This window comes from Halolamina sp. CBA1230, assembly GCF_002025255.2.
In the GTDB taxonomy this organism is placed as follows: Archaea; Halobacteriota; Halobacteria; order Halobacteriales; family Haloferacaceae; genus Halolamina.
The window spans coordinates 1,221,488-1,234,869 of sequence record NZ_CP054587.1 but is presented as its reverse complement, the minus strand read 5'-3'; the positions used below and the strand labels follow the sequence as shown (position 1 = coordinate 1,234,869).

Below are 13,382 nucleotides of genomic sequence, written 5' to 3'. Positions count from 1 at the left end.
GACCGTTTACCCCTTGGGGCCCGAACGGTGACCCGAGAACCATGCCGACCAGCGACCATCAGCACGACCTCGTCGTGTGGGGAGCGACGGGCGTCGCCGGGCGCCTGACGGCCGCGTACCTCGCCGAACAGTACACGCCGGCGACGCTCTCGCTGGCGCTCGGTGGGCGGAGCCGGGACCGGCTCGACTCGGTCGCGGCCGACCTCGCGGACCGGAACGACGCGTGGGAGGAGATACCCACCGTCGTCGGCGACGCGACCGACCCGGAGAGCCTGCGAGCGATCGCCGAGCGCACAAGCGTCGTCTGTACGACTGTTGGCCCGTACACGCGCTACGGCACCCCCATGGTCGAAGCCTGTGTCGAGGAAGACACCGACTACTGCGACCTGACCGGCGAGGTGAACTGGGTCCGCGAGAGCGTCGACCGCTTCCACGACGCGGCGGTCGACGGCGGGACGCGGATCGTCCACAGCTGTGGGTTCGACTCCGTGCCGGCGGATATCGGCACCCTGCTCGTCCAGTCGTACGCCAGCGACGAGTACGACGCCCCGTGTGAGACGGTGCGGATCTACGTCGACGAGGTGCGCGGCGGCGTCAGCGGCGGCACGCTCGCGAGCATGGTCGAGGTGTTCGAGGCGGCGTCGACCGACCCGCTCGCCCGGGAGACGCTCCGGAACCCCTACTCGCTGGCGCCGCCCGGGGAGCGCGACGGCGTCGACCCGGGCGCCCAGCGCTGGCCGCGGAAGGACCGACTCCGGTCGGTCTGGACGGCGCCGTCGCCGATGGCGATGGTGAACGAGCGCGTGGTCCGGCGGAGCAACGCCCTGCTGGGCTACCCGTGGGGGCGCGAGTTCCGCTGTTCGGAGGTCGTCACTACCGGCCGCGGGCTGAAGGGCGCCGCGGGTGCTGGCCTCGTCGCCGGCGGTCTCGGCCTGTTCACGGCGGCCATGTCGGTCGGCCCGCTCCGCTCGGCGCTCCAGCGGTACGCCTTCCCGGAGCCCGGCGAGGGGCCGACGGAAGCCGAGACCGAGCAGGGCCAGTTCACGGTGCGCACGCTCGGCCGCGGGACCGGCGCGGACGGCCCGTTCACGGTGGAGGCCGAGTTCGGCGCCGACTGGGGGCCCGGCTACGGCGCGACAGCGCGCATGCTCGGCGAGTCCGCCGTCTGTCTGGTTCGGGAGGAGGTGGACTCCCCGCTCGACGGCGGCGTGTTGACGCCCGCCTCGGGGATCGGGATGCCGCTCGTCGGGCGGCTCCGGGACGTGGGGTTCACGGCGACGGTGAGCGAGGCGACGTCCGGTGACGGCCATGCGTGACGGGATCGAGACGGCGCGGTCGGTCCGGAGCGTCGACGGTTTCCGGGAGCGGGCGGTCCACTGGCTGTTCCTCGGGGGGAACCGCATCGCCGTCGCCGGCCTCCTCGTCGCGGCGGTTCTGGGCATCTTTCTGGCGCTGACCCGGGTCGGGCTGCTGGCCATCGGTCCGGGGAGCGCCGCCGCGTCGGCGTTCGCGAGCGGGCTCCTCGCCGGCACGGTGACGCTCGTGACGATCGCGCTCTCGATCAACCAGCTCATCCTCTCCCGCGTGTTCGGCTCGCCGGGCGATCTGTCCGATCGCCTGCGCGGCACCCAGGACCTCCGGAGTCGTATCCGGGACCACGCCGACGAGTCGGCGGTGCCAAGCGACCCCGCGGAGTTCCTCGACCTGGTGGCGACGACGCTGACCGAGCACGCCGAGCGCCTCGGGACGGCGTTCGACGAGTCCGGGAGCGACCGGCCCCCGGAACTCGCCGAGTACGCCGACGGGATCGCTGCCTACGGCGAGAGCATCTCCTCGCAGGTGGAGAGCCAGATGGCCATCGTCGACCTCCTCAAAGTGATCCTGGGGACCGAGTACGCCCGGAACATGACCGCGACCGAGCGGCTCCGGAACGAGTACGGCGACCGGCTCTCGGAGTCGGCCGCGGCGGAGCTCGACGCCATCGAGGACCTGCTGGAGGCCGTCGCGGTCACGCGGCAGTTCTTCAAGACGCTCACGCTCCAGCAGGACTTCGCGCGACTCTCCCGCGTCGTCGCCTACAGCGGGTTCGTCGCGCTGATCGTCAGCATCGCGATGACGCTCGTCTACCGTCCCGACTCGGTGACGCTCCCGGCGCAGTACTTCCCGGTCGTGTTCAGCCTCGCCATCGCGGTCATCGTCACGCCGCTGGCCGTGTTCATCGCGTACGTGTTCCGGGCGGCGACGGTCGCTCGGCACACGGTCTCGGTCGGGCCGTTCGTCCCGCCGGAGGAGCGGTCGGACTCGGAGTGAGTGCGTGAAAAGGCCTCGGCACTCATAGGGCTCGTCGTCGCCGGATGCCGAGTCCGGCTCGGCCCGGTGCCGTCGTCATCGGCCAGTTCGACAATGCTGCCCAGCGGGCAAGAGGCTTTCCAGCCGATCCAGCGTGTCCGAGCGCACTCCGAGGTGCCCCCCGTTGGCAGTGTCGCTCCCGTCCCGTCGCGTTCATGGCCCCTCGCCACCACGTCCCGGTATGGCCGAAACACTCGAGGGGACGATCCTCCACGGCGAGTCGTTCACGCCGATCGAGGGACGGGTCGTCGTCGAGGACGGCGAGATCACGGCCGTCGAGGAGACTGCCACCGACTCGACGGATATCGTCCTCCCCGCGTTCGTCAACGCCCATACCCACATCGGCGACTCGATCGCGAAGGAGGCCGGCGGCGGCCTCTCGCTGGATGAACTGGTCGCGCCGCCGGACGGGCTCAAACACCGCCTCCTGCGGCAGGCCAGTCGCGAGGAGAAAGTCGCGGCGATGGCCCGGAGCCTCCGGTTCATGGAGGACTCCGGCACCGCCGCCTTCCTGGAGTTCCGCGAGGGCGGCGTCGAGGGCGTGGAGGCGATCCGGGACGCGCTCGCCGGCCGCGAGATCGACCCCGTGATCTTCGGCCGCGAGAGCGCCGACGCGATGCGGGCCGCCGACGGGTTCGGCGCCAGCGGCGCCCGCGACAGCGAGTTCGGCGACCTGCGCGAGGCCTGCCGCGAGGCGGGCAAACCGTTCGCGATCCACGCCGGCGAGCGCGACCCCCACGACCTCACGCCCGCGATGGATCTCGACCCGGCGTTCCTGATCCACGTCGTCCATCCCCGAGAGGAACACCTCGACCGGATCGAGGACGAGGAGCTCCCGGTGGTCGTCTGCCCGCGCTCGAACCTCGTCACGAACGTCGGCGTCGCGCCGATCCGCGAGCTGGTCGAACGCACGACCGTCGCGCTCGGGACGGACAACGTGATGCTGAACTCGCCGTCGATGTTCCGGGAGATGGAGTTCGCCGCGAAGCTGGCGGACGTGAGCGCGACCGACGTGCTCCGGATGGCGACTCGGAACGGTGCCGAACTCGCGGGGAAGGAGTACGGGCTGATCGAGGAGGGCAGACCCGCGAAACTGCTGACGCTCGACGGCGACTCGGACAACCTCGCCGGCGCCGAGGAGCCGGTCCGCGCGGTGGTCCGGCGGGCCGGGCAGGCGGACGTAAAGGGCGTAACGCTATAGCGATTCCCGGGACGTCGAGACACGACCACGGCATCAGGCTCCGTAGCCGCGTTAACGAGAGTCGCCGACTCTCGTTCGCCAACCAGAACGCGCAGCGTTCTGGTGACGCGACGGAGCGCGCGGCAGGTCGCGCGCCGTTGCAGGAAGGCGCCGCCTTCCTGCCCGCAGTCAGACGCGTCGCGTCTGACGACGTCGCCAGAAATCGGAGATTTCTGGCTGGCTCACGGGAGTGCTACGAGAGGCGCGTTGCGCCTCTCGGCATCACCGGAAATCAGAGATTTCCGGTTAGCAGTCAGAACTCGAAGAGTTCTGACGACATGACGAGAGAGCGAAGCTCTCTCGAACCACTTCGCTCCCGTGAACGTGGTCGGTTACGGGAACGGGTGGTACGCCCGCCCCGGCTTCGCCTCGAACCCCATCGACGCCGCCACGCGTTCCAGCCGATCACCGAAGAACGGCTCGGCTGTGAACAGCGGCTGTGCCTCCGGGATCACGGCGCGGACGCCTTCGAACCCCAGCGCAGCCACGTCCCGGGTCGTCGTTCGGGCGGCGTAGGGCGTGAGGCCGGCGTCGGCGACGCGCTCCACGAGTGCGTCGAGCGCTGCCTCGCCAGAGAACTCCGCAGCCTCGTCCGCGACCGAGTCGGCCGGCACAGTCGTCTCGGGGTGGGTGAGCTCCCGGACACGGTCCGGGAACTCGGCGTACTCGCCGATGGCGCCACCCTCCTCGCTCGCCTGTTCCGGGCCCATATCCCGGAGTTCGGTCCAGTTCTGGAGCGCCTCCGCGAACGCGCCCGTCGCGGCGTCGACGGGATCCAGCGCGGCCCCGGAGCCGGCAGCGAAGCGGGGCCACTCACCGTCGTCGCGGTGGACCGTCGCGGCGACGGCCGGCACGTCGATATCCTGCGTGAGCAGCGTGACCGACACCCAGAGTTCCTCGGCGCGGGCGCGCTTCTCGAGTTCGCGGAACTCCTCGTCGTCGACCGACAGCCCCAGCGGCTCGTAGTCGGAGTACCACGCGAGCATCGCGGCGTCGCGTTCGATCACCTCCGAGAGCCCGGAGATCGTCGCCTCGACGGTCGAACTCCCGAGACCGAGCCCGGTGGTGATCGGCGGCTTGATCCGCCGCTCGGGCGGGGGGTACTGGACGACCTCGGCGGGGAGCCAGACGCCGTCCTCGCTCGTGAGCTCCAGTCCCGGTACCCACGGGCGCTCGGCCTCGGGGCCCGGGTCGTAGCCGTCGCTCGTGACGAACCGCGTCGGGAACACGGCGCCGTCGAGCGCCGTCGCGGTCGCGCGGCGGAACTCCGCGTTCCGGTAGACGCCGGCTGCGTAGCGCTCCAGCCCCTCGCCGAGCGCCTTCATGTACGCCTCGTTCCAGTCGACAGCGGCGCCCGCCGCGAAGGGGGCGGCGCTCGCGTCGGAGAACCCTTCGGTCCCCGCGATCGACGCGAGGTAGTACGGCAGCGGGAACGACGCCTGTTCGCCCACCTGCTCGATGAGGCCGACGCGGTCGTCGACCGCGATCTCGGCCCGCCCGACGGCGCTGTCGAGGTCGGTCTCACGGTAGTCGAGCGAAAGCGTTCGATCACGCCCGCCGGCACAGCCACAGTACGGCACCGGCTGGAACCGGCGCTGGACGTCCGCGTCAGCGACCTCAACGACCGTACCGCCGAGATCCTCGCCGGTCAGGATCCTCGTCGCCCGGCGGCCCGCGACCGCGCCCGCGTAGCGCACGGCGCTCGTGGGTGCGGACGGGTCGTCCTCGCTCGCCTCGGTCGTCGCGGCGACGCGGCGTTGCAGACAGCGGTAGCAGCCCGAGTCGGGCGTGAACGCCGAGACGGCGGCGTCCACCTCGTCGACGGCGTGCCCGCCGATGCCGCCGATCTCGACGGCGACCCAGCGATCCAGCGCGCCGGTGTCGGCGGCGGTCCCGAACGCCTCCGCGCCGGCGGCGCCGACGACGAAACAGAGCCCGACGTCGGCGAACTCGTCGCTCCCGGCCGCGACCACGCGTACGTCGAGGTCGTCCATCGCCGCCTCGATCGCGTCGACGGCGGGGCCGCTCCCGACGATTCCGATATCCATATCTCGGGAGGGGGACGCCGCTCGCAAAAAGGAACGGGTGCCGGCTCAGCTCGCGATCATCGACTGGGCGACGCTGGCGAGCTCCTCGGCGTCGGCGTCGTGGAGCTGTTCGTCGCCGAGTTTGAGGCGCAGACGGGGTCGGCCCACGTCGATGGGCACCTTCTCGGTGTCGATCAGCCCCAGCTCCTCGAGGCGGGTCTTGGTCCGGGAGAACGTCGCCTTCGAGGCGATCCCGACGTCCTCGCCCCACTTGCTGATGTCGTACAGCAGCACGTCGTTCTTGGCGGCGACCAGCAGCGAGATGGTCACCTCGTCGAGCCCGTCGCCGTCACCGCGGGCGGTTTCGAGCGAGTCGAGCACCGTGTCGAAGTCGGCGCGGGGCTGCTCGCCGATATCCTCCGCCATGGTCTCGCGGACTCGCGAGATCGCGGGCGTCCGGAGGTTGAACGCCTCGGCGCCCTCGAAGCGTTCGCTGTACTCCTCGTGGGCCTGTGTGACGAACGACTCGTCGTCGGTCGACAGCCCGGCGACGGCGTCGCCGGCGGTGACGACGGCGACCGTTCGGTCCTCGGTCACGAGCAGCGCGTTGTCGACACCGTCGTCGAGGGTCCGGAGTTCGAGGCTGCCTGCCTCGACCAGGTCGGCGGCGTTGCTAGCGACGAGGAAGTCGTCCATCACGTCTTTAAGCATGCGCTCGTCGGCCAGCAGTTTCACCGTCGGGAACTCGCCGTCGAACTCCGTGCCGAGTTCGATCAGCGCCTCCACCGCTGCCGCCGAGGGACCGACGAACAGGATCTCGTCGCCGGCGTCTTCGATGCTCTCCCGCAGGATATCCTCGATTTCGTCGCCGAGTAAATTCGAATTCATTCCTACTAGAGTATATGCGATACGCGGTATTTAATATTAACGGGAATACTGGCGTCTGAGGGCTTCTACCTGAAATTATGACTCGTGATATTTCATAACTAAACATGGTGGTCACTGCACCCAACGGTGCCGTTCTTCGAACGTGTCGGCACGGGGATCTGTAATGATTGACGACACAAGATGTCGGTGGGCGACTCGCGTGGCACCCGCGGTTCGTGGCCATTCAGACAGTGCGATGGCCGCGGACGGGGTGTCGACGGCGCCGGCGGCGGGATCGGTCGACTCTGGGCCGCCGATAGAGGAGCCTCGTAGCTGATCCCGTCGGCCCCGCGAGCTCCGTCGATCAGTGGATGCCACCGCAGGAGATCACTGGAAACCTCTGCCGGGCGGCGCCGAGCTATCGACGGCGACCCTCGTGCTCCCGTCTTCCGGGATCGGTGGCTCGCCGACAGTCAGGCTTAACCCGGCCCTGGCCCCGATTGCGCGTATGGAGCACGATCACGTTCGACAGGTCGATCCCGAAGTCGCGGACGCGCTCGAAGCCGAGACAGACCGCCAGCGGGACACGATCACGCTGATCGCCAGCGAGAACCACGTCTCCGAGGCGGTGATGGACGCCCAGTCCAGCGCGCTCACCAACAAGTACGCCGAGGGGTACCCCGGACAGCGCTACTACGGCGGCTGTGAGCACGCCGACACCGTCGAGCAGCTCGCGATCGACCGAGCGAAGGAGCTCTGGGGCGCCGAGCACGTCAACGTCCAGCCCCACTCCGGCTCGCAGGCCAACATGGCGGTGTACATCGCCGCCCTCGAGCCGGGCGACAAGATCCTGAGCCTCGATCTGACCCACGGCGGCCACCTCAGCCACGGCCACTCCGCGAACTTCGTGGGCGAACATTTCGACGTCCAGCACTACGAGTGCGACGACGAGACGGGGTACATTGACTACGAGGGGCTGTACGAGCAGGCCGAGCAGTTCGAGCCCGACATGATCGTCTCGGGCTACTCCGCCTACCCCCGCGAGGTCGAGTGGGAGCGAATCCAGGCCGCGGCCGACGCGGCCGACGCGCTCCACCTCGCGGACATCGCCCACATCACCGGCCTCGTCGCCGCGGGCGTCCACGAGTCGCCGGTCGGCGTCGCCGACTTCGTCAGTGGCTCCACCCACAAGACCATCCGCGCCGGCCGCGGCGGGATGGTGCTGTGCGGCGAGGAGTGGGCCGAAGCCGTCGACAAGGCGGTCATCCCCGGGATGCAGGGCGGCCCGCTGATGCACAACATCGCCGGGAAGGCGGTCGGCTTCGGGGAGGCGCTCACCCCCGAGTTCGAGGAGTACGCCGACCGCGTCGTCACCAACGCGGAGGCGATGGCCGAACGGCTCGACGAGCGCGGCCTCGATCTGGTCTCCGGCGGCACCGACACCCACCTCGTGCTCGCGGACCTCCGGCCGTCCCACCCCGACACGACCGGGAAGGACGTCGAGGAAGCGCTCGAGAAGGCCGGGATCGTCCTCAACGCAAACACCGTCCCCGGCGAGACGCGCTCGCCGTTCAACCCCTCCGGGATCCGCGTGGGTACGCCCGCGATCACGACCCGCGGGTTCACCGCCAGCGACTGCCGGACCGTCGCGGACTGCATCGTCGACGTCGTCGACGCCCCCGACGACGAGGACGTGCTCGCCGAGGTCTCCGAGACGGTCGGGGAGCTGACGGGGAAGCACCCGCTGTACGAGTAGCGCGACCGACCGGCTTTATCAGTCGGGAGTCGCAGTGGACGGTAGATGAGCGAGACCCTCCTCTGGGTTGGTCCCCGCGAACCCCCCGACGCCGTCGCCAGCCTCGCCCAGCGGCGCGGCTGGTCGATCCGGGCGGCCGACCCTGGTGCCGCGGCCGACGCGGCGACGCGTTACCGCCCCGCCGCCGTCGTCGTCGGCACGGACGCCGCCGACCTCGACGGGCTCCGTGCGGCCGTCCCGGCGGTTCCGATCGCCTACTGCCCGCCAGCGACGACCGCCGACGGTGTGAGCGCGGCCAGCGCGGCCGGCATCGACGTGGTGTTCCCACGGGACGCCGAGGCGTGGAGCGTCGAGGCGCTCGCCGACCGACTCGCGGGCGCGGCACCGGGGCCGGAACCCGGTCCGGAGTCGGTTTCGATCGCCGACGGGATCGGCTCCGACGACTACGCCCCCCGCGGTGACGCTGGGGAGCCGCCGGCGCCGGCCGGGACGGTGGAGCCGGAGAACGATCGACCGCCCCGCGGGACGCTGTGTGTCGACGATCAGGGGCATCTCACCTACGTGGGTGAGCGCGCCGCCGAACTGCTGGACCGGGAGGCCGAGACGCTGCTGGGGAGCGCGCTCCACGAGACGCTGCCGTGGGCCGACCTCCACCGGCTGGAACGGGGGCTGGACGACCTCGCCGTCGACGACGGCACCGTCACGACGGTGAAGCGGCTGATGCCGGCCAACCGCTGGCTGGAGCTGACCGCCCACCCGACCGAGAGCGGGGCGACGATCACGGTCGAGGAGCTCGACGCGGCCGAGCGCCGGCGGGTCGTGCTCGACCGACTCCACGGCGTCACCCGCCGGCTGTTCGCCGCCGAGACGCCCGACGCGATCGCCGCGGTCGCGTGCGAGGCGACCCGGGACGTGCTCGGCCTCGAAGTCGTGGTCGTCCGGCTCTACGACCCGGGCGACGACAGCCTCCGGGTGGCGGCCAAGACCGCCCCCGTCGACGACATGATGCCCGAGCGGTCGACGTACGACGCCGGGGAGAGCATCTCCGGCACCGTCTACGAGGAGGGGATCCCGCAGGTGTCGACGGAGCTTGGCGAGGAACGGTTCGGCGAGATCAGTTCGACCATCTCTCTGCCACTTGGGGCCCACGGCGTGCTGAGTATCGGGTCGACCGCGCCCGACGCGTTCGACGAGGGCGACGTCTCGCTGGCGCGGCTGCTGTCGACGACGGTGACCGCGGCGCTGGACCGGGCGGAACGGGAGACACAGCTCCGTCGTCGGGAGGCGGTACTGGAGTCGGTGCGAGGGATGGTGTTCGTGCTCGACGAGGACCGGTTGATCGACTACGTGTCGGCGCCGCTGGCCCAGCACCTCGGCGCGAACCGGGAGGAGCTCGTCGGCGAGCATATCGTGGAGTTCGTCGACGTGGCGGCGTTCTACCGCGCGGAGAACCGTCTCCGCGAGGGGGTGTCGGAGCTCTCGCTCGAACTCCGGATCGAGCCGGTCGAGGGGGAGTCGTTCCCCGCCCAGGTCGAGCTCTCGGTGCTCGAACCGACCGATCGTGGGACGAGCCTCGTCGGCATCGTCGAGGACCGCTCGACGCTCGCCGAGACCCGCGAGGACCTCCGCCGGGAGCACGAGCGGCTGTGGACGCTGTTCGAGAACCTCCCCGACCCGGTCGTCGACGCCGAACACGTCGAGGGCGGGCCGGTGATCCGCGCGGCCAACGACGCGTTCGCGGAGGTGTTCGACGTCGACCGCGATTCGATCGTCGGCCGTCCGATCGACGAGGTGCTCAGCCTGCCCGGCGGCGAGCAGACCGCGGACACGCCGCCGGAGGCGATCAACGAGCGGGTCCGCGAGGGGGAGGTGACGGGGGCGAAAGTCCGCCGGGAGACCGTCCACGGCGCGCGGACGTTCCTGTTCCGGGGGATCCCCTACGCCGAGAACGGGGCGGTCCGCGCGTTCGGGATCTACACCGACGTGACCGACATCGAGCGCCGGGAGCGCCACGTGAAAGTGCTCGACCGGCTGCTCAGACACAACCTCCGGAACGATCTCGGGGTCGTGATCGGCCGCGCCGAGAACGTGCTCGACCGGGCGGACGACCCCGAAGCCGAGTCGGAGGCCGCCGCCCTCGTCGAGGCCGCCGAGGGGCTGATCGACCTGAGCGACACCGCAAAGCGCATCCGGCGGATCATCGAGGACCCGGAGACCGAGCGCTCGACGGTCGACGTGGCGGGGCTGTTCGAGGCGGCCGCGGTCGACGCGCGGGGGCGGTTCCCCCACGCGACGATCCGGGTCGACGACGTCGGCGATCTCGCGGTGCTCGCGACTTCGGACCTCCGGCTCGCGCTGGAGGAACTGCTCGAGAACGCGGTCGTCCACGGCGACGACACCCCGACCGTCGAGCTCCGGGCCGCCCCGTTCGATCCCGCGCCCGAGGAGTGGGTCGACCTGTTCGTGGTCGACGACGGGCCGGGCATCCCCGAGACCGAGCGCGCGGCCGTCACCGGCAGCCGGGAGATCACCCAGCTCCAGCACGGCAGCGGGCTGGGGCTCTGGCTCGTGCGCTGGGCCGTCGAGTCCATCGGCGGCGACGTGGGGTTCGAACGCCGGGACGGGACCACCGTCGTACGGCTCCGGCTCCGCCGAGCGACGAAGTGATACACGTTCGTGGTTACTAGATGCTGTTTTGTGCACTTTCTATGCACGTATCCGAGGGTTGAAGTAGGCGCGGCCCCCGGATACAGCCGTGAGCGAGGCCATTCGAGAGCGAGCCGACCGTGCGGACGTGATCGACGGCGAGGCGGTCGCCGCGGCGGTGCGCGAGACGGTCTCGGGGGCGGTCGACCGCCTCCGGAGCGAGGGCGTGACCCCGGGGCTGGCGACCGTGCTGATGAGCGACGACCCCGCCAGCGAGACGTACGTCCGGATGAAGCAGCGCGACTGTGAGGACGTGGGGATCGAGAGCCGGCACGTCGAACTCGACACCGACGCCCCCCAGTCAGAGCTGTTCGAGACGATCGACGAACTCAATGACGACCCGGCGATCGACGGGATCCTGATCCAGCGACCGCTGACCGACGGCGTCGACGAGCCGGCGGCGCTGCGCCGCGTCGACCCCGAGAAGGACGTCGACGGGTTCCACCCGGAGAACGTCGGCCGGCTCGTGACGGGCGACCCGCGGTTCGTCCCGTGTACGCCGCTGGGGATCCAGCGGCTGCTGACGGAGGCGGGCGTGGAGATCCCCGGCGCGGACGTGGTGGTCATCGGCCGATCGGAGCTGGTGGGGAAGCCGCTCGCGAACCTCCTGCTCGGCCGCGGCGACGACGCCGACGCGACGGTGACGGTCTGTCACTCCAAGACCGACGACCTCACGGCACACGTCTCCCGTGCGGACGTGGTGGTCGTCGCTGCCGGCGTCCCCGAACTCGTCACCGGCGAGATGCTGGCCGAGGGCTCGGTCGTGATCGACGTGGGCATCAACGCGGTCGGCGAGGGTGACGACCGCGAACTGATCGGCGACGTGGAGTACGAGAGCGCCTCGCAGGTCGCCGACGCCATCACGCCCGTCCCCGGCGGCGTCGGCCCGATGACCCGGGCGATGCTGCTCAGGAACACCGTTACGGCCGCGGCTCGGCAGGCGGGCGTCGAGATAGAACTGGACTGAGTCCGGTCGCGCGCCGTGGTTGGTTCACACACAGCCACGGCATGGGCTCCTTGGTCGCACGCCGGAGCGTGCGACAGGTCGCGCGCCGTGGCTGGTTACGACGTCACGACGGTCACCGGCCCCTCGAAGTCGAGGATGACGCGCTGAGTCACGTCGCCGAAGATCGCCTTCCCGGTGGGCGAGCGGCGCTGCCCGGTCATGAACACGTGGTCGCAGCCGTGGTTCTCCGCGCCGTCGAGCACGGTTTCGGCCCGGTCGCCGACCGCGCCGGCGGTCTCGTACTCGATGTCGACGTCGTCGAGCGTCTCGACGCCGATGTCGTTCGCGAAGCTCCGAGCCCCCTCCAGCGCCTGCCCGACGGAGTAGCTCACGTCAGCTTCCGGGATCGCCTCCAGCGCCTCGCGCTCTTCGGCGTACTCCTCCTCGCTGACGACACACAACAGCGTGAGCTGAGCGTCGACACCGGCCGCGAGTTCGCCGGCCTCCCGAACCAGATCCTTGGTCACGTCGTCCGGCCCTACGACAGCGAGTGCGTGGTCCATACCCCGGCCATGCGAGGGTCCGGTGATAAAGCTGGCTGAAAACGTGTTACCGTGTCGCGAACAGGCGGCGGTAGCTGTTCGCCCGGACGTGCCCCGCGCTCCCGCGACTGGGAGACCTGCCCTCCCCTGGCGTCCGACCGTTGGTTCGTCAGATCACGGGGTCGCGCTATCGTACTTCAACTTTCGTCCAGATCGTCGAGCCGCTGTTGGGCAGTCGCGAGTGCGTCTTCGTCGCCGTCGAGATAGCGGTACAGGTCGCGACACGCCCGAACGAGCGACTCGACCGTCTCGGGAGGGAGGTCGCCGTCCAGCGCACTCAGGCGTTTCTCCTGCTCGCGGATGCGTTCCAGAACCCGCCGCGCCTCCGTGTCGGGGTTGTCGTCGAGGTAGTCGCCGACGTCCTCGCGGTAGGTTTCGACGGCCGTCGCGTACGCCAGCCCCCGGGCGGGCGCCAGCGACTCCGGAACCTCGTCGGGCGCGGGGCGCTCGCCGTCGGCGGCGCCCTGGAGCAGGTCGAGCAGGTAGCGCTCGGCGTCCTCCCGGTCGTACCCGCCGCGTTCGACTCCGACGCGTTCGTCCCGGCTGTAGTCGGCGATCGCCGTGCGGAGCTCCCGCACCGCGAGGTACGTGTCGTCCAGCGGGAGCAGGTCGCCGCCCCGGAGGAACCCCCGTTTGCGGACGTACGCCCGGCAGTCCGACTCCACGTCGTCGGCGACGTCGACGATCTCCGCGCCCTCCGCGAGCGCCGTCCGGTGTGGCGAGAGATCGATCTCGGCGGGGCTGTCGGTGTGGTGCCGGCGGTCGTCCTCGACCGCGACGCTCCGGAGGCTCCCACAGTCCGGACAGGTCGCCTCCCCCGTCTCGTAGTAGGACCAGCGCGCCCCGCAGTTCTTGCATTCGCGCTCGCCGCGGATCTTCATAGCCGTTC

General features: G+C 70.5%; 10 protein-coding genes. 6 read left to right on the top strand and 4 right to left on the bottom strand.

What is annotated here, in order from left to right:
- Nucleotides 1–41 precede the first annotated feature (41 nt).
- The 3 genes from B4589_RS06300 to B4589_RS06290 all read left to right on the top strand — a co-directional run bounded on the left by B4589_RS06300 (nt 42) and on the right by B4589_RS06290 (nt 3,550).
- Nucleotides 42–1,316, top strand: a complete 1,275-nt coding sequence (locus tag B4589_RS06300; RefSeq protein WP_079233463.1) for a trans-acting enoyl reductase family protein — start codon at nt 42–44, stop codon at nt 1,314–1,316.
- A complete protein-coding gene (locus tag B4589_RS06295) occupies nt 1,309–2,310 on the top strand; it encodes a hypothetical protein (protein ID WP_079233462.1) in 1,002 nt (333 codons plus the stop codon). The genes B4589_RS06300 and B4589_RS06295 overlap by 8 nt, the downstream gene beginning before the upstream one ends.
- Before the next feature lie 220 nt (nt 2,311–2,530).
- Complete coding sequence (locus tag B4589_RS06290; RefSeq protein WP_079233461.1) at nt 2,531–3,550, top strand: amidohydrolase family protein; 1,020 nt, start codon at nt 2,531–2,533, stop codon at nt 3,548–3,550.
- Between the two features lie 371 nt (nt 3,551–3,921).
- Here B4589_RS06290 and B4589_RS06285 read toward each other — a convergent pair whose 3' ends face one another.
- A complete protein-coding gene (locus tag B4589_RS06285) occupies nt 3,922–5,637 on the bottom strand; it encodes a YcaO-like family protein (RefSeq protein WP_079233460.1) in 1,716 nt (571 codons plus the stop codon).
- Nucleotides 5,638–5,682: 45 nt separating this feature from the next.
- Nucleotides 5,683–6,504, bottom strand: coding sequence for a transcriptional regulator TbsP (gene tbsP, locus B4589_RS06280; RefSeq protein WP_079233459.1), 822 nt, complete (start codon nt 6,502–6,504; stop codon nt 5,683–5,685).
- 487 nt (nt 6,505–6,991) lie between these two features.
- Between tbsP and glyA the strand changes: the two genes are divergently transcribed.
- From glyA to B4589_RS06265, 3 genes are all read left to right on the top strand, one after another.
- On the top strand, nt 6,992–8,239 hold the full coding sequence (gene glyA, locus B4589_RS06275; protein WP_079233458.1) for a serine hydroxymethyltransferase: 1,248 nt from the start codon (nt 6,992–6,994) through the stop codon (nt 8,237–8,239).
- Nucleotides 8,240–8,284: 45 nt separating this feature from the next.
- A complete protein-coding gene (locus B4589_RS06270) occupies nt 8,285–10,906 on the top strand; it encodes a PAS domain-containing protein (protein ID WP_079233457.1) in 2,622 nt (873 codons plus the stop codon).
- Between the two features lie 88 nt (nt 10,907–10,994).
- Nucleotides 10,995–11,912, top strand: coding sequence for a bifunctional 5,10-methylenetetrahydrofolate dehydrogenase/5,10-methenyltetrahydrofolate cyclohydrolase (locus B4589_RS06265; protein WP_255246135.1), 918 nt, complete (start codon nt 10,995–10,997; stop codon nt 11,910–11,912).
- 95 nt (nt 11,913–12,007) lie between these two features.
- Here the strand turns inward: B4589_RS06265 and B4589_RS06260 are convergent, their stop codons facing one another.
- On the bottom strand, nt 12,008–12,454 hold the full coding sequence (locus B4589_RS06260; protein WP_079233456.1) for a universal stress protein: 447 nt from the start codon (nt 12,452–12,454) through the stop codon (nt 12,008–12,010).
- Between the two features lie 176 nt (nt 12,455–12,630).
- Entirely contained in the window at nt 12,631–13,374 is a 744-nt protein-coding gene (locus B4589_RS06255) for a hypothetical protein (RefSeq protein WP_079233455.1), read from the bottom strand.
- Between the last annotated feature and the right edge of the window lie 8 nt (nt 13,375–13,382).